At 72.0% G+C, this 16,757-nt stretch carries 14 protein-coding genes and 1 pseudogene; 6 read left to right on the forward strand and 9 right to left on the reverse strand.

The features are described from left to right. Window positions 1-179 precede the first annotated feature (179 nt). Window positions 180-1,157: a hypothetical protein gene (locus ACZ4VI_RS14730; RefSeq protein WP_467999583.1), complete on the forward strand. Its 978-nt coding sequence runs from the start codon at window positions 180-182 to the stop codon at window positions 1,155-1,157. A gap of 58 nt (window positions 1,158-1,215) precedes the next feature. Continuing rightward, window positions 1,216-2,748 (forward strand): amino acid permease, encoded by a 1,533-nt coding sequence (locus ACZ4VI_RS14735; RefSeq protein WP_467999584.1) that lies wholly within the window; start codon window positions 1,216-1,218, stop codon window positions 2,746-2,748. Between the two features lie 97 nt (window positions 2,749-2,845). Here ACZ4VI_RS14735 and ACZ4VI_RS14740 read toward each other — a convergent pair whose 3' ends face one another. Continuing rightward, entirely contained in the window at window positions 2,846-3,598 is a 753-nt protein-coding gene (locus tag ACZ4VI_RS14740; RefSeq protein ID WP_467999585.1) for a GntR family transcriptional regulator, read from the reverse strand. A gap of 199 nt (window positions 3,599-3,797) precedes the next feature. On the opposite strand from ACZ4VI_RS14740, the gene ACZ4VI_RS14745 reads away from it, so the two are divergent. Further along, window positions 3,798-5,138 carry a DUF2252 domain-containing protein gene (locus ACZ4VI_RS14745; RefSeq protein ID WP_467999586.1) on the forward strand — a complete coding sequence of 447 codons (1,341 nt, stop codon included), beginning with the start codon at window positions 3,798-3,800 and terminating at the stop codon, window positions 5,136-5,138. 53 nt (window positions 5,139-5,191) lie between these two features. On the opposite strand, the gene ACZ4VI_RS14750 is transcribed toward ACZ4VI_RS14745, so the two are convergent. Together ACZ4VI_RS14750 and ACZ4VI_RS14755 are read right to left on the reverse strand one after the other, a co-directional pair. After that, window positions 5,192-6,580: an FAD-dependent oxidoreductase gene (locus ACZ4VI_RS14750; protein WP_467999587.1), complete on the reverse strand. Its 1,389-nt coding sequence runs from the start codon at window positions 6,578-6,580 to the stop codon at window positions 5,192-5,194. A gap of 24 nt (window positions 6,581-6,604) precedes the next feature. Further along, window positions 6,605-6,982, reverse strand: a complete 378-nt coding sequence (locus ACZ4VI_RS14755; RefSeq protein ID WP_467999588.1) for an ArsR/SmtB family transcription factor — start codon at window positions 6,980-6,982, stop codon at window positions 6,605-6,607. Between the two features lie 109 nt (window positions 6,983-7,091). On the opposite strand from ACZ4VI_RS14755, the gene ACZ4VI_RS14760 reads away from it, so the two are divergent. Beyond that, entirely contained in the window at window positions 7,092-8,987 is a 1,896-nt protein-coding gene (locus tag ACZ4VI_RS14760; protein WP_467999589.1) for a heavy metal translocating P-type ATPase, read from the forward strand. A gap of 1 nt (window position 8,988) precedes the next feature. Here ACZ4VI_RS14760 and ACZ4VI_RS14765 read toward each other — a convergent pair. Both ACZ4VI_RS14765 and rpmF read right to left on the reverse strand, forming a co-directional pair. Next, window positions 8,989-10,227, reverse strand: a pseudogene (locus ACZ4VI_RS14765) (GTP-binding protein). Window positions 10,228-10,232: 5 nt separating this feature from the next. Then, window positions 10,233-10,403, reverse strand: a complete 171-nt coding sequence (gene rpmF / locus ACZ4VI_RS14770) for a 50S ribosomal protein L32 (RefSeq protein ID WP_137991083.1) — start codon at window positions 10,401-10,403, stop codon at window positions 10,233-10,235. A gap of 164 nt (window positions 10,404-10,567) precedes the next feature. Here rpmF and ACZ4VI_RS14775 point away from each other — a divergent pair, with 164 nt between their 5' ends. Beyond that, the gene (locus tag ACZ4VI_RS14775; protein WP_467999590.1) at window positions 10,568-11,305 is read left to right on the forward strand and encodes a hypothetical protein; all 738 of its coding nucleotides are present in this window, start codon (window positions 10,568-10,570) and stop codon (window positions 11,303-11,305) included. 113 nt (window positions 11,306-11,418) lie between these two features. Further along, window positions 11,419-11,931 (forward strand): toxin-antitoxin system, toxin component, encoded by a 513-nt coding sequence (locus ACZ4VI_RS14780; protein WP_467999591.1) that lies wholly within the window; start codon window positions 11,419-11,421, stop codon window positions 11,929-11,931. A gap of 481 nt (window positions 11,932-12,412) precedes the next feature. Here the strand turns inward: ACZ4VI_RS14780 and ACZ4VI_RS14785 are convergent, their stop codons facing one another. The 4 genes from ACZ4VI_RS14785 to cbiQ form a co-directional block, all read right to left on the reverse strand. Further along, on the reverse strand, window positions 12,413-12,946 hold the full coding sequence (locus ACZ4VI_RS14785) for a PadR family transcriptional regulator (protein WP_467999592.1): 534 nt from the start codon (window positions 12,944-12,946) through the stop codon (window positions 12,413-12,415). A 29-nt stretch (window positions 12,947-12,975) separates the two neighbouring features. Next, on the reverse strand, window positions 12,976-14,991 hold the full coding sequence (locus ACZ4VI_RS14790; protein WP_467999593.1) for an oxidoreductase: 2,016 nt from the start codon (window positions 14,989-14,991) through the stop codon (window positions 12,976-12,978). A gap of 167 nt (window positions 14,992-15,158) precedes the next feature. After that, complete coding sequence (locus ACZ4VI_RS14795; protein ID WP_467999594.1) at window positions 15,159-16,007, reverse strand: ATP-binding cassette domain-containing protein; 849 nt, start codon at window positions 16,005-16,007, stop codon at window positions 15,159-15,161. Further along, window positions 16,004-16,753, reverse strand: coding sequence for a cobalt ECF transporter T component CbiQ (gene cbiQ / locus ACZ4VI_RS14800; protein WP_467999595.1), 750 nt, complete (start codon window positions 16,751-16,753; stop codon window positions 16,004-16,006). Before cbiQ ends, ACZ4VI_RS14795 begins: the two co-directional genes overlap by 4 nt. Between the last annotated feature and the right edge of the window lie 4 nt (window positions 16,754-16,757).

The following is a 16,757-nucleotide window of genomic DNA, read 5'->3' on the forward strand; positions in this document are numbered from 1 at the left end:
AGGTGACGCATGCTCATATCCGCTCTGTGGCCGGATAGTTACGGTCAGATCCGAAAGTGGATCGCGATCGTTCCACGGACCCTATAGTGATCGCCGATCAACGGCCGGGATGCCCATCGGGGACTGATCACCCCCTTCACCCACCGAGGACCCATGTCGCCCACCGCACGCCCCGCTCCGTGAGGGCAGGACACGGCTTCCGGCCCGTCTACCATCCGGCGGGCCACGACCACGCCCTGCGTCATGCCGTCCAGGATCTGCGGACCGGCCGCTGGGTGTCCATGGCCCGATTACTCGACGAGACACCCGAATGGGCCGACTGGACGCGGCGTACCCAAGTGCTCGCCACCGTCGCCGCGGGCGGCGACGTCGTCCAGGCCTGGCGGACCGAGCAGCCGGACAGTGTCCCCGCGACCGTGATGCACACCCGTGTCGCCGTCGAACGGGCCGTACGCGCCCACCGCGGCGCCCACCCCCGCACCCGCGAACTGTGGCAGGAAGCCTGGACCGCTTGCCGCGACTCCGCCGGACAGGCGCCCGCCGACCCCGTCCCCTGGATCTGCCTCCTCGCCCTCGCCGCGCTCGACGACCGGCAGCACATGGCAGAACACCGCCTCGCCCCGCCGGCGCCCCTCCTCCCGTCCGGCCCCTGGGGACTCCTGGCCGAGGCCGAGAGACGCGACCCGCAGAACCGCGAGGCGCACCACCGGATGCTGCAGTTCCTCTACGCGCGCCGCGCCGGCTCGCACTCCGAGGCCGTCAACTACGCCCAGTGGGCGTCTTGTTCGGCCCCTATCGGCTCCGCGCTGCACGCACTGCCGCTCTACGTACGGGTCGAGCGCTACCGACGCGACCGCGGCCATCAGCACGCCCTCGACCTGCACTGGGTCGCCGAGGACGCCGTCCGTGACGCCCAGCGCGCGCTGCACGACTGGTTCCTCTTCTGCGCCACCGCCGAGGCCTCACTCCTGGACCTCAACCACCTCGCGCACGCCCTCTTCGGCGCCCAGTGCTTCGCGGACGCCGCCCGCGTCTTCGAGGCACTCGGGCCCTACTACACGGTGCTGCCGTGGGCGTACCGCACGGCCCGCCCGGACGACCGGGACCTCGCCGAAGAGGTCTTCCTGCGCGCCCGCGCCCGCTGCCTCGACCCCTGACGTTCCCTACGTCCCCTCACAGCCCCGCTCACCCCCTTTCTCCACCGGAGGTACCGGCATGTCCCGCAGCGTCCCCGTCGACGAGATACGCAGGCCTCCCGCCGGCGGCCCGGACGACGAGGCCCGGCTGAGAGAGCTCGGCTACCAGCCGGTCCTCGCCCGCCGCATGGGCGGCTTCGGCAACTTCGCCATCAGCTTCTCCGTCATCTCCATCCTCTCCGGCTGCATGACGCTCTACGGCTTCGGCCTCGGCACCGGCGGACCCGCCGTCATGCTGTGGGGCTGGGCGGGCGTCGGGCTGTTCGTGCTCTGTGTCGGACTGGCGCTCGCCGAAGTCACCAGCGCCTATCCGACCTCCGGCGCGCTCTACTACATGGCCGACCGGCTGGGCGGCCGGCGCTGGGGCTGGTACACCGGCTGGCTGAATCTCCTCGGCCTGCTCGGCGCCATCGCCGGCATCGACTACGGCGCCGCCCTGTTCACCGGAGCCTTCCTCAACCTCCAGTGGGGCATCGTGCCCACCGCAGGCTCGACCTTCCTGATCTTCCTCGCCATCCTGCTCCTGCACGCCGTGCTCAACCTCTTCGGCGTCCGCCTGGTCAGCGTGCTGAACTCGATCAGCGTCTGGTGGCACCTCGCCGGCGTGGCCGTGATCGTCGGCGCCCTGGCGTTCATCCCCGACCGCCACCAGTCCGCCGAGTTCGTCTTCACCGAGTTCGTCAACGACACCGGCTGGGCCAACCCGTTCTACGTCGCCGCCGTCGGCCTGCTCCTCGCCCAGTACACCTTCTCCGGCTACGACGCCTCCGCCCATCTCTCCGAGGAGACGTCCAACGCCTCGGTCAGCGCCGCCAAGGGCATCGTGCGGTCCATCTGGGTCTCGTGGATCGCCGGTTTCGCCCTGCTCGCCGGACTGACCTTCGCGATCCAGGACTACGCGGGCACGCAGAACAGCGCCACGGGCGTCCCGCCGGCGCAGATCCTCCTCGACGCACTCGGCTCCGGCGGCGCCACCGCGCTGCTGCTCGTGGTGATCGTGGCCCAGCTCTTCTGCGGCAACGCCGAGGTGGCCGCCGCCAGCCGGATGGTCTTCGCCTTCAGCCGGGACAACGCCCTGCCGGGCTCGGCGCTCTGGCGCAGGGTCAGCAGCCGTACGCAGACGCCGGTTCCGGCTGTCTGGCTCGCAGTCGGCGTCGCCGCGCTCCTCGCCGTGCCGTCGCTCTACTCCGCCACCGCCTACGGCGCCGTCACCGCGATCAACGTCATCGGCATCACGCCCGCCTACGCGATCCCGATCTATCTGCGCCTGCGCGCGGGCAAGCGGTTCACCCCCGGCCCGTGGAACCTGGGCCGGTGGAGCCGCCCGATCGGCTGGACGGCGGTGATCTGGGTCGCCCTCGTCACCGTGCTCTTCTGCCTGCCGCAGAAGTCGCCGGTGACGATCGACTCGATGAACTACGCGGTGATCGCGCTCGCCGTCGTCCTCGTGCTGGCCTCCGTGTGGTGGTACGTGGCGCGGCGCTCGTACGGCACCCCGTCGGCGTACGGAACGGCCCGCGAGGAGGCGGAGATCGCGGAGGGGATCGTGTAGCGGATCGCGGATCGCGGATCGCGGATCACGGATACCGGACATCGGATCTTGGATCCAGGATGTCGGATCCAAGATATTGGATCCGATCTCCCTTTCCTCAGCTGCTGAACTCGTAGGTCCAGGACACCCCCTGAGCCGCGCAGTCGATGTCCGTGATCTCCAGCGCGTGCCCGTGCTGGTCGCACACCACCCGGTGGACGATCAGCCGGGGCGCACCGCCCCCGGTCCCCGCCGTCGCGGCCGGCGGCACCCCGATCGACTCGCGCCGGGTGAGCCGGAGGCCGGCCTGGTGCATCCAGTGGTAGAGGAGCCGCAGGTCCGGCTGGAGGACGGCGCCCCTGGTCCGCCGGTACTTCGCCAGTTGCGGGATCTCGACGAGCGCCGCCCGGGAGAACCAGGACACCGACCGCTGCAGGGGCGTCCCGACCGGGGACAGGACGACGTGCCGGTGGACAAGTGTCGGCTCGCCGGGCACGAGCCCGAGCCGCCCCACGAGACCGCCCGGCGGCGCTTCCCAGGTGAGCGAGGCGCGCACGAGGGCGTCGGCCGCCTCCGTGCCGCCGGGGAAGTGCTGCCGACGCACCGTCAGGACCGGTACGCGCGGCTCGCTCTCGGTGCCCGCCGCGAAGGTGCCACGGCGGTCCGTGACCACGAGCCGCTCCTCGCGCAGCAGGTGGAGCGCGCTGCGGACGGTCTGCCGGTTGACGTGGTAGCGGTGCGCGAGGGAGCGCTCGGACGGGAGCCGGCTGCCGGGAGCGATACGCCGGTCGGCGAGGTCGCCGCGCAGCGCCGCGGCGACCTTCAGGTAGAGCGGGACCGCCGTAGCCTGCTCGGTTTCGGGCTCAGTCATGTTCCAACCCCTCTCTTTGCTCAGCGTGACAGTCTGATCCGTGGGGGTGATCACTTCCTATCATTGGTCTAAACCATTAAGGAAGAGGCGGCGACGGGGAGTGGCCGAATCCGGGACCGCCCCGGCGTGCGCGCGGCGCCGTCTGACCTTGTAATGAAGGTCGACCGGAATTGGCTGCGGAAGAAGCGGGTGAGGCCGGATGACGACACCGGCGGAGCGGGCCGAAGCCGGCAGGGCAGCCCGCAAGATCGTGCCGCGGTCCTCGCACGGCCGCTGGATACCGTCATCGCACCGCCCGGACCCGCTGGCCGTCCTGGAACGGGAGTCAGTCGACCGGATACCCGAACTGGTGCCGATCCGGTACGGCCGGATGGCCGTCTCCCCGTTCGCCTTCCTGCGCGCCGCCGCCGCGATCATGGCCGCCGACCTCGGCGCGGGGCACCACACCGGCCTCACCGTGCAGCTCTGCGGCGACGCCCATCTGCTCAACTTCGGCGTCTACGCCTCACCCGAACGGGCTCTCCTCTTCGACGTCAACGATTTCGACGAGACGCTCCCGGGACCCTTCGAGTGGGACGTGAAGCGGCTCGCCGCCAGCGTCGCCGTCGCCTCCCTCCAGAACGGCACCTCCAGGGCCAAGGCCCACCACGCGGCCCTCGTCGCCACCGAGGCGTACCGCACCGCCATGCGCCGCCTCGCCGGCCTCGGCGAACTCGCCGTCTGGTACGAGCGGATCGACGCCGACGAACTGGCGCCGCTGGTCCGCCGGAAGCGCCGCGCCACGTTCGAGAACCGCCTCGCCCAGGCTCGCCGCCGCACGAGCCTCCAGGCCTTCGGCAAACTCACCACGGTGGACGAGCACGGCGCCCGGCGCATCGTCGACGACCCGCCGCTCCTCGAACGCGCCGCCGACATCGACCGGGTCGGCCTCGGCAAGATCTTCAACGACTACCGCAGCTCGCTCGCCGAGGAGCGGCGACTGCTCCTGGACCGATTCCACTTCGTCGACGCGGCCCGCAAGGTCGTCGGGGTCGGCAGCGTCGGCACCCGCTGCTTCATCCTCCTGCTCCAAGGGCGGGACGACGGCGATCCGTTGTTCCTCCAGATCAAGGAGGCCGGCCGCTCGGTCCTGGAACCGTTCCTGACGCCGAGCGCGTACGCGCACCAGGGGGAGCGGGTCGTGCGCGGGCAGCGCCTCACGCAGGCCGCCGGCGACATCTTCCTCGGCTGGATGACCGGACCCGAGAAACGCCACTTCTACTGGCGCCAGTTGCGCGACATGAAGGGCTCGGCCGACGTGGAGACCATGTCCCCGGCGATGCTCCGCCAGTACGCCGGTCTCTGCGGCCGGGCCCTGGCCCGCGCCCACGCCCGCTCCGGCGACCGCATCGCCATCGCGGCGTACCTCGGCTCCTCGGACGTCTTCGACCGCGCCGTCGCCGACTTCGCGATCCGCTACGCGGACCAGAACGCCGACGACTACGCGGCGCTGGGCGCGGCGATCGCGGCGGGCGTGATCACGGCGGCGCCGGGCGTCTGACCCCGCCCGCGCCGCCGTCGTAAGCCGTCCCCGCGCCCCCGCCGTCGTACCCCCTACCCCTCGCGTCGCATCGGCGGCTCGGCCGGCGTCTCCGGCACCGGGCCGAAGAGCACCGCACGCGCCACCGCCGGGGCGAACAGCGAGGTCATGGGGGCCGTCAGGGTCAGGACGGAGCGGAACGCGGCGCCCACGACGGGATCCCCGCCGTACCGCTGCTGAAGTCGGCGCAGGTACCAGCCCACCGGCTTGTCCACCGCGCGCGAGGCGGTCGCGTTGCCGATGGCCCCCGGCATGTTCTTGTCCGCGCCGGACGAGATGTCCCAGGCCTGCTTCGAGGAGTCGAGCAGCGCCTTCTGGACGGTCCGGGTACTCGGCGTCCGCTTCGGGTCGGCCAGGGCCCGGCGCAGGGCGACGGCGTTCATCGCGGCGACGGCCATGCCCTGTCCGTAGATCGGGTTGAAGGCACACAGGGCGTCGCCGGTGGCGAGGAACCCGGCCGGCCGGCGGCCCGGACGGTCGTACAGGCGGCGGACGTTGGCGGTCTGGCGGAAGCCGTGGACCGGGGACTCCGGGGTGGCCTTCGCGATCCAGTCGCTGATGATGGAGTGCGGGAGCTTCGCGGCGAACGCCTCGAACCCCTCCTCGTCGGTGGGGGGTTCGTCGCCTCGGAGTCCGGACAGCGTGACCAGATGGCGCCCGTCGCCGATGGGCACCACCACGCCGCCGTACACCTGCTCGGGATTGGGGACGACATTGAAGCCCAGCGCATCCACGTCCGGGTCCCCGTCGGCGCGGTACATCCGGGTCGCGTAGGCCAGTCCGGTGTCGATCGTCTCCTCATGCGGGGCCTCCGCCCCGATCGCGGCGAGCCAGTCCGGTGCGCGCGAGCCACGTCCCGAGGCGTCGACTACCAGATCGGCTTCCAGGGAGCGGCCTTCCTTCTCGTTCCCCGCGCCGCGCTCACGCACCAGGACGCCCCGCACGCGGGACGCGTCACCGACCAGGCCGACCGTCTCGGTGCCCTGCAGGATCTCGATACGGGGGTCGGCGAGGACCCGGCGGCGCACCAGCCACTCCAACTGGGGCCGCGGTCCCGTGTAGATGTACGTGGTGGCCGGAAGGCGGCTGAACCAGAGCCCGTTCTGCCACTGGACCATGTCCTCGGGCATCCCCACCCGGGGGGCGCCGAGTTCGCGCAGCTCACCCGTGAAGCCGGGGAGCAGTTCGTCGAGCGCCTGCTGTCCGGCGTCGAGCAGCACATGGACGTGCCGGGACTGCGGGACGCCTGGTCGGGCGTCCGGTCCCTCCGGGTAGCGGTCGCGCTCGACGACCGTGACCCTCTCCGCGTGTTCGCTGAGCACTCGCGCCGCCAGCAGGCCCGCGAGACTTCCCCCGATGACCACCGCGTGACGTGTCCCGCGGCGCCCCAACTCGTCGGTCATCCCCGCCCTTTCCCCGAAGTCGGACTACGACTGACCAGTATCCACCGTCTCGCGGGGCACATCGCGCGCGCCGAGGCGCAGGTGCTCGATGTGGTACACGGCCTCGTCGAGGAGTTGGGCGACGTGGTTGTCGTAGAGGCTGTACTCGATCCGGCGGCCCTGCCGCACCCCGGTCACCAGGCCCAGCGCGCGCAGCAGGCGCAGCTGATGGGAGACGGCGGACTGCTCCATCTCGACGGCGGAGGCCAGTTCGGTCACTCCGCAGGGTCCCTGGCGCAGCTTGGTGAGAATCATCAGCCGCGAGGGTGTCGCGAGGGCCTGGAGCGTGGCGGCGATCGTGGCCGCGGACTCCGCGTCCAGGTGCGTTGCCGGGGTCGTACCGCCGTTCGCTCCGTGTCCCATGCGCTCATCGTAGCGGCGGCGATAAACTCATGAATGAAGACCTCTTCATGTGTTCCGCTATGGTGGAGGGCCTCCGCCCCGCACGCCCCGACAGAAGAGGTGTCCCCCCATGGCTTCCCCGGTGCTCGACGCCCGGACCGCGGCCCCCGCGGACACGGCCCCGCCCTCCTCCCGCCGCACCCGCCTGGCCGACGTGCCCGAGGTCCGCTGGGCGGCTCTGTCCGCCGTCGCCTTCCTCCTCGCCCTGCCGCTCGACCTGGCCGGTGCCCCCGCCTGGGCCTGGGGTCCGCTCTACGCGGTCTGCTACGCCGCCGGCGGCTGGGAGCCCGGCCTGGAGGGCCTCAAGGCGCTGCGGGAGAAGTCCCTCGACGTCGACCTCCTCATGGTGGTCGCTGCCGTCGGCGCCGCGGCGATCGGCCAGTACCTCGACGGTGGCCTGCTGATCGTCATCTTCGCCGTCTCGGGCGCCCTGGAGGCGCTCGCGACCCGGCGCACCGCCGACTCCGTACGCGGACTGCTCGACCTCGCGCCCGCGAAGGCGGTACGGCTCGCGGGTGACGGCTCCGAGGAGCTGGTGGACGTCGCCGGCCTGCGGATCGGCGACACCGTTCTCGTACGGCCGGGGGAGCGGCTGCCCGCCGACGGAACCGTCCTCGACGGAGCGAGCGACGTCGACCAGGCCGGCATCACCGGGGAGTCGCTGCCCGCCCCCAAGACGCCCGGCGACGAGGTCTTCGCCGGCACCCTCAACGGAACGGGCGCCCTGCGCGTACGTGTGGACAAGGACGCGGCCGACTCGGTCATCGCCCGGATCGTCGCCCTCGTCGAGGAGGCGGGCGCCACCAAGGCGCCCACGCAGCTCTTCATCGAGAAGATCGAACAGCGCTACTCCGTCGGCGTCGTCGTCGCCACTCTCGCCCTCTTCGCGATCCCCCTCGCGCTCGGCGCCGACTTCACGTCCACGCTGCTGCGCGCCATGACCTTCATGATCGTGGCCTCGCCCTGCGCGGTCGTCCTCGCCACCATGCCGCCGCTGCTCTCCGCGATCGCCACCGCCGGCCGCCACGGCGTGCTCGTCAAGTCCGCCGTGGTCATGGAGCGGCTGGGCGCGGTCGACCGGGTCGCGCTCGACAAGACCGGCACCCTGACCGAGGGTTCGCCCCGCGTCACCGGCATCGAGGGCGACCCGGAGGCGCTCGCCCTCGCCGCCGCGGCCGAACTGCCCAGCGAACACCCCCTGGCCCGCGCCGTGGTGGCCGCGGCACGCGCGCGTGGACTGCGCATCCCCGAGGCGAGCGACTTCACCTCCGTGCCGGGCGACGGGGTACGCGCGGTGGTCGAGGGCCGGGAGGTGCGGGTGCGCCGGGCCGGGGGTGAGCACACCGACACCGCCGTCGAGGTCCTCGTCGACGGCACCCGCGCCGCCGTCCTCACCCTCGCCGACCGGCTCCGCGACGGCGCGCCCGAGGCCGTCGCCGCCCTCACCCGCCTCACCGGCACCACGCCCACCCTGCTGACCGGCGACAACGCGGGCGCGGCCGGCCGGATCGCCAAGCAGACCGGCATCACGGACGTACGGGCCGGACTGCTGCCCCAGGACAAGGTCGCCGCCGTACGGGAGTGGGAGCGGGCCGGCGCCCGGGTCCTGGTCGTGGGCGACGGCGTCAACGACGCCCCCGCCCTGGCCGCCGCCCACAGCGGCATCGCGATGGGCCGGGCCGGCTCCGACCTGGCCCTGGAGACCGCCGACGCCGTCGTCGTACACGACGAACTGGCCACGGTCCCCGCGGTCGTGGCCCTCTCCCGCCGCGCCCGCCGCCTCGTGATCCAGAACCTGGCGATCGCGGGCACCTGCATCGGAGCCCTCGTCATCTGGGACCTGGCAGCCCACCTCCCCCTCCCCCTTGGCGTGGCCGGCCACGAGGGCTCCACGGTCCTGGTAGGCCTCAACGGCCTGCGCCTCCTGCGCGACGCAGCCTGGAGGAAGGCGGCGGCCGGGGTGTGAGTCAGGCGATGACGGCCTGGGCCGCCGCGTGCTCGTGCTCGTGCTCGTTCTCGTGCTCGCACACGTCCTCCAGGCCGTGCACGGCCCATTCGGGGAACGGGTCCTCCCAGGGGCCCGTCTCCCCGTCGGCGACCAGGCAACGGTCGAGCGCCGCGTGGAGGGCCGCCACGTTCAGCTCAGTACCGATGAACACCAACTCCTGGGCGTGGCCCGATCCCTGGGCCTCGTCGTCACGGACACCCGAGGGTTCGAACCGGGCCACCGCCCCCGCCTGGGACCACAGGCCGGTCACCGGCTCGCGGCCCGCGAGCCGGAAGAAGCCCTTGGAGCGCAGCACCCGGCCGTACGCCCCGCTGTCCATGCCCTCGGCGTCGTCTGTCAGGAACCGCCACAACCGCCCGGGGTGGAAGGCGCGTTCGGCGCGGAAGACCGTCGAGGAGATGCCGTACTCCTCGGTCTCCGGGATGTGGTCGCCGTTGAGCTCCATGACCCAGCCGGGCGCCTGCTGGGCGCGCTCCAGGTCGAACAGGCCGGTGCCGAGGATCTCGGCGGGACGCAGCCGCCCGTGGGTGGCCGAGACGATCCGGGCGGCCGGGTTGAGCCGGGTCAGTGCCGCCCGCAGCCGGTCGGCGTCCGAGGCGTCGACCAGGTCGAGCTTGTTGACGACGATCACGTCGGCGAACTCGATCTGGTCCATGAGGAGATCGCTGACGGTCCGCTCGTCGTCCTCGTACTGATCGAGGCCGCGCTCGGCGAGACCGTCGCCGCCCTGGAGCTACGGCAGGAAGTTGGCGGCGTCGACGACAGTGACCATGGTGTCGAGCCGGGCGAGATCGCCGAGCGTGGCGCCGTCGTCGCGCGGGAAAGCGAAGGTGGCGGCGACCGGCATCGGCTCCGAGATGCCGCTGGATTCGATCAGGAGATGGTCGAATCGGCCCTCGCGGGCCAGCCGGTCGACCTCTTCGAGGAGGTCGTCGCGCAGGGTGCAGCAGATGCACCCGTTGGTCATCTCGACGAGCCGCTCCTCGGTCCGGGAGAGCGCGGCGTCCCCGCCCCGTACCAGCGCGGCGTCGATGTTGATCTCGCTCATGTCGTTGACGATCACAGCGACGCGCAGACCGTCCCGGTTGGCCAGGACATGGTTGAGCAGGGTCGTCTTGCCCGCCCCGAGGAAGCCGGAGAGGACGGTGACCGGGAGGCGGGAGTCGCCGGCCTCGGCGGGCGTCGCCGTGTCCGTCATCGCGCTCAGCCCTCCGGGCGCAGCAGGCCGCGCTCGTACGCCTTGGCCAGGCGCTGCGGCACGCGGTAGACGACGCCGTCGACCGTGATCGGGACCAGCTGGGGCGTGGTCGCCTTCCACTGGGCGCGGCGGTGGCGGGTGTTGGAGCGGGACATCTTCCGCTTGGGTACGGCCATGGGAACGGACCTCCATCGTCGGGGCGTGCGGTGGGCACGCTTCCCGAGCACGCTACATGGAAATGGTTCTCATTAACAAAAGATCCGTCCTCGACCTGTCGCGAGGCCGATCAGCGGTGATTGCTAGCCTTGTGCGGCCTCGTTCGACAACCCCGGGAGTGCGTGTGACTGAGGGACCTGCTCGGGACCTGGTGGGCACGGTGCGTCGGATCGACTCGCTGCTGGACCGCATGGGGCTGAACCGCGGCGATGTCCTGCGCGTGGAGGGCGAGGGCGGGCTCTCGTACGCCTCCGGTGTGCCGGTGGACGAGGTCCAGGCACTGCTGCGCGGCGAGCCGCTCGACGGGCCCGGACCCGGTGGGGACGCGATCGAGGCACGCCACCGGCGCGTCGTCGAACGGATCGTGTTCCTGCGCGCGACCCGGCTGCGGGCGGCCGCGAACGGCGGCAGGCGGCCCTACTCGCTCGCGGAGATCGCCGCCGGGGTGGGGACCAGCGCGCAGTGGCTCGACAAGATGATCAAGACGGGCCGGGCGCCCAACCTCGACCACGCCGCGGGAATCGCCGCGTTCTTCGGGGAGAAGATCGAGTTCCTGGTAGCCGAGCCCGCCGAGGCGCTGGACCGGGTCCTCCAGCAGATCCACAAGGATCTGCTGGAGCAGACGGTGGAACGCCAGGACCAGGACCTCCAGCGTCTGCGGAACGGGGTCCCCGCGAGCGAGGTGGACCCTGAACTCGGCGTCGTCGCCTACGCCGCCCGGGCGCTGGTCGACGTACCGGACGACACCGCCCAACCCCTGATCGCCCTGATCGAGTCCGTCGCGCGGCGCTCCCGCGAAGAACGCGCCAGGGAGGCCCGGGCGGCCCTCGACCCGGGAGCGGGGCACCATGGCGTCGGCTGACCGCGGCGACCTGAAAAACGCGGCTCACCAGCGGTAACGCGCAACAACGACGCACGGGGGGCTGTGCGTCGGGAACGAACAACGGGGGTCACCAGGTGCTGGTTTCGCGTGGGATGAAGCGGCATCGCGACGAGCTGTTCGCGGGCCTGGGGAAGCCGCTTCCGCAGCAACCGGTGGAGCTGCTGAAGGCGATCTGCGCGAGTGCGGCGAAGAGCGGCGGGCGTGAAGTGCGCCTGATGCTCGAGGAGTTCCCGCCGGACACCGTGACGGGCCTGTGGCTGGACATGGGTGACCACCACCTGATCGCCGTGGAGGCGAACACCTCGCCGCTGCACCAGGTCGTGATCCTCGGGCACGAGATGTGGCACCTCAAGGAGGGGCACTCCGGTCACGGCGCCACGGCCGGTGCGAAGGCCGCGGCACGCACGCTGGGGGACCGGTGGAGCCCGAGCGACGCGGTCGCCCACGTCGCCGCCCGTACGGAACCGGACCTCGCGGAGGAGTGGCGCGCCGAGACGTTCGGCCGGATGCTCGCCGACAAGGTGAGGCCCTACCTGGAGGGCGGCCGCGGCACGACACCCTCCGCCGGAGCGGCCGGCCGCATCTGGGCGTCGTTCAAAGGCTGATGGGGCGAGAGACCGTGAACCTCTACATTCCGCCGCCGCGCTCGGCCTCGTCCTGGTCGTCAAACTTCCCCCTGGTGAGGCACTGGCGGCCGTCACCGTAGGGGATGCCGTTTGCCTGCCTGGTGCTCGTGGAGAACTTGCGGGAGGACACGAGGTCCCAGCCCTGCAGACACCGCCGGGTCCGCGGCGGCCGTCGCGTGGTCGCCGTCTCCCGGGCGCTCCCCGCCGTGCCCGTCACGCCGCCCCCGGAACCGGCCGGGGCGGGCGTGACCGGCTGACACGATCCGGTGCCCCGGCCGACGGCGGGGCGGCCCGGCAACGGGTCGGGGGCGGCCCATTGCCGGGCCGCCCCCTCACGAGGAAGGCCGACCAGGCGAAGCGGAAGAAGCACTGACGCGGTAGCGGACCGAACGGAAGGCGCCCGACGCGCAGAGCCTGTCAGGCGCCTTCTCATGGGCTCAGCCGGACGACCGCGAGGCGCTCAGCGCTCCAGCTCGGCCAGCGCGTGCGTCAGCCACTCCACCCAGAAGCGCTCCAGGTCGATTCCGCCCCGCAGGACGAGATGGCGCAGTCGGTCCGGTTCGGTCTCGCGGCGCGCGGGTGGGAAGTCGCGTACCTCGATCGCGAGGTACTCGTCCAACTGTCGCTGGTGCAGGTCCAGATGGCGACGCAGCTCGTCCCGCATGCCCGGCGCCCCGACGACCGCCGCCGCCCGCATGCGCAGCAGCAGCGCGGCCCGCAGCGGCTTGGGGTCCTCGCTGCGGGCGACCCACTCGGCCAGCTCGGTGCGGCCCGCCGGCAACACCTCGTACTCCTTCTTCTGCCCACGCGCCGGCACCGGAGCGGGCAGGGCGCGGATGTGCCCCGCCTGCTCCAGCTTGCCCAGCTCGCGATAGATCTGCTGGTGCGTGGCCGACCAGAAGTAGCCGATCGACCGGTCGAAGCGACGCGTCAGCTCAAGACCGGAGGACGGCTTCTCGAGCAGCGCCGTGAGGATCGCGTGCGGGAGGGACATGCACGCATCCTAGATTCGGGACGGAACGATCACAGGGCGGCCGCGAGCCGTGTGCCCTGGTCGATCGCGCGCTTGGCGTCCAGTTCCGCGGCCACGTCCGCGCCGCCGATGAGGTGCGCCGTGCGGCCCGCCGCGATCAGCTCCTCGTACAGGCCGCGGCGCGGCTCCTGGCCGGTGCACAGCACGATCGTGTCGACGGGGACCGTCTGCGGCTCGCCGTCGATGGTGATGTGCAGGCCCTCGTCGTCGATCCGCTCGTACGTGGCGCCCGCGACCATCGTGACGCCGCGGTGCTTCATCTCGGCGCGGTGGATCCAGCCGGTGGTCTTGCCGAGGCCCGCGCCGACCTTGGTGGTCTTGCGCTGGAGCAGGTGTACCTGGCGCGGGGGACGGGGCCGCTCGGGGGCGCGCAGTCCGCCGCGGGTCTCGTACGAGGTGTCGACACCCCACTGCTTGAAGTACGTCTTGGGGTCCTGGCTCGCGCCCTCGCCGCCGTCGGTCAGGAACTCGGCCACGTCGAAGCCGATGCCGCCCGCGCCGACGATCGCGACCCGCTCGCCCACCGGCGCGCCGTCGCGCAGGACGTCCAGGTAGCTGACGACGCTCGGGTGGTCGACGCCCTCGATCTCCGGGGTGCGCGGGCTGACTCCGGTGGCGACGACGACCTCGTCGTAGCCGTCCAGGTCCGCGGCCGTGACCGGGGTGTTCAGCCGGACCTCGACCCCGCGCTCGTCGAGCTGGACGCGGAAGTAGCGCAGCGTCTCGTCGAACTCCTCCTTGCCCGGCACGCGCTTGGCGATGTTCAGCTGGCCGCCGATCTCGCCCGCCGCGTCGAACAGGGTGACGGAGTGGCCGCGTTCGGCGGCGGAGACGGAGAACGCGAGACCGGCCGGGCCCGCGCCGACGACGGCGACGCGCTTGACGAGCCGGGTGGGGGAGAGGACCAGTTCGGTCTCGTGGCAGGCGCGCGGGTTCACCAGGCAGGAGGTGATCTTCAGGCTGAAGGTGTGGTCCAGGCAGGCCTGGTTGCAGCCGATGCAGGTGTTGATCGTCTCGGCGCGGTCCGCGGCGGCCTTGGCCACGAAGTCGGGGTCGGCCAGGAAGGGGCGGGCCATGGACACGATGTCCGCGCGGCCCTCGGCGAGGATCTGCTCGGCGACCTCGGGGGTGTTGATGCGGTTGCTGGTGACAAGGGGGATGCCCACCGCGCCCATCAGCTTCTTGGTGACCCAGGTGTAGGCGCCGCGCGGGACGGACGTCGCGATCGTGGGGATGCGCGCCTCGTGCCAGCCGATGCCGGTGTTGATGATGGTCGCGCCGGCGGCCTCGATCTCCTTGGCGAGGGCGACGACCTCTTCCAGCGTCGAACCGCCCGGGACCAGGTCCAGCATCGAGAGGCGGTAGATGACGATGAAGTCCTCGCCGACCCGCTCGCGGATCCGGCGGACGATCTCCAGCGGGAAGCGGACCCGGTTCTCGTAGCTGCCGCCCCAGCGGTCGGTGCGGTGGTTGGTGGCGGCCGCGATGAACTCGTTGATCAGGTAGCCCTCGGAGCCCATGACCTCGACGCCGTCGTACCCGGCGGCCTTGGCGAGCTCGGCGCAGCGGGCGTAGTCCTCGACGGTCTGCTCGACCTCGGCGTCGGTCAGCTCGTTGGGTACGAAGGGGCTGATCGGCGCCTGGATGGCGCTCGGGGCGACGAGCGCGGGGTGGTAGGCGTACCGGCCGAAGTGCAGGATCTGCATCGCGATCCGCCCGCCCTCGCCGTGCACGGCGTCGGTGATGAGCCGGTGCTCGGCCACCTCCTCGTCGGTGGTCAGCTTGGCGCCGCCGTCCCAGGGCCGGCCTGCCTCGTTGGGGGCGATGCCGCCGGTCACGATGAGCCCGACCCCGCCGCGGGCCCGCTCGGCATAGAAGGCGGCCATGCGCGCGAAACCGTTCTCGGTCTCCTCCAGGCCCACGTGCATGGAACCCATGAGCACCCGGTTGGGCAGGGTGGTGAACCCGAGGTCGAGCGGGCTCAGCAGGTGCGGGTACGGGGTCATGGGGGCGCCTCCTCGCGCAGGGGTCGTCAGGACTGTTGTAGACGAGGCGAGGGCGCTTGTGCAACTAGTTGCATAACAGTGGGAGGGTGATCTGCGCGACGTTGCCATGACGCACCACGGCCCCCGGCTGGGATCCGCCGGGGGCCGCGATGTGACCAGTGAGGTGGTCAAGCCTCTCGGGTCGCTGTGACCCAGCCGTCCAGGTCCTCCGCCGTGCGCGGGCCCTCCCTGTCCGCGGCGAGCAGCCCGTGCGCGCGCAGCAGGCGCGTCACCGCCATGCCCCACGGGCGGCGAAGCCGGGCCGCGTCGAGCAGCGCGTCGTCGGCGAGCAGCTCCTCGACCGGGCCCGTTCGGAGGCCCTCCGGCGAGAGGACCGCGGCCTCGTCCGCCCAGCGCAGCGCCAGGTCGACGTCATGGGTGGCCATCACCACCGTGGTACCCGACTCCCGCAGCCGGCCAAGGACCTCAAGGAGCCGTTCCTGCCCGTGCGGATCGAGACCGGCCGTCGGCTCGTCCATGATGAGAACCCGGGGGCGCATCGCGACGGCGCCGGCGATCGCAGCCCGCTTCCGCTGCCCGTACGAGAGCAGATGCGTCGGCCGGTCCTCCAGCGCGACGATGTCCAGCGCCTCCAGCGCCTCGCGCACCCGGAGCCGTACCTCCTCCTCCGGCAGTCCCAGGTTCATCGGCCCGAACGACACGTCCTGACCGACCGAGGCCGCGAAGAGCTGGTCGTCCGGGTCCTGGACGACCAGCTGCACGGTCGTCCGCAGGAGCGTCAGTCCCTTCCTGTCGTACGACACCTCCTCGCCGTCCAGCCGGAGCGCGCCGCTCCCGCAGCGCAGGCCCCCGCTCAGCAGCCGCAGCATCGTCGTCTTGCCGCCGCCGTTACGGCCGAGGAGTGCCATCGCCCGGCCCTCCGGCACGGCGAAGTCGATGCCGTCGAGGACGACCGGCCCGTCCTCGTAGGCGAACGTGGCCTTCACCAGTTCCACGACAGGTGGCGCAGGACTCACGGCAGGGACCTTTCCAGTACGAGAGTGAGGGCAACGAGCCCGCCCAGCAGGCCGGCCGTCGAGGCGAGGAAGCGGCCCGAGACCGCGGCCTCCGGCACAAGGACCCGCAGCGTCCCGTCGTAACCCCGCCCGGCGAGGCCCGACTGCAGGCGCTGCGCCCGGTCGAAGGCGCGCACGAACGCCGTCGCGCCGAGGCCGGCGAGGGAACGCCAGGCCGCCGCCCGCGTGGTCAGCCCCAGCCGGGCCGCCTGCGCCTGCCGGATTTTGGATATTGAATCCAAAAGAAGAAAGCTGATCCGGTACATCACCAGCGCCACGTCCACCACCGGCGCCGGCACCCCGGCCCGCACCAGTCGCGGCAGCACGTCCGAGACGGGTGTGGTGAAGGCGAACAGCAGCACGCCCAAGGACGCGGACGACGTCCGCAGCAACAGCTCACCCGCGTGGACCGGACCGTTCTCCGCGAGCGCGACGAGGCCCCGGGCCCCGCCCACCTCGAAGAGGAGCGGGACCGCACCCGTCACACAGAAGCCCAGCGGGATGCGGAACGCGCGCCACAGCTGACGCCCCGGCACCCCGGCCGGACCGAGGAGGACGCCCAGGGTGGCCGCCGCGACCAGGACGGCACCGGGCCACGGCGGCAGACAGACCGCGCACAGCGTCAGACCGAATCCGAGCACGGCCTTCTCGGCAGGGTGTCGGCGGCGCCAGCGACTGCTGTGCGCCGCGGCGTCGATCGGCAGCACCGGC

Source organism: Streptomyces sp. NPDC029169, assembly GCF_055563935.1.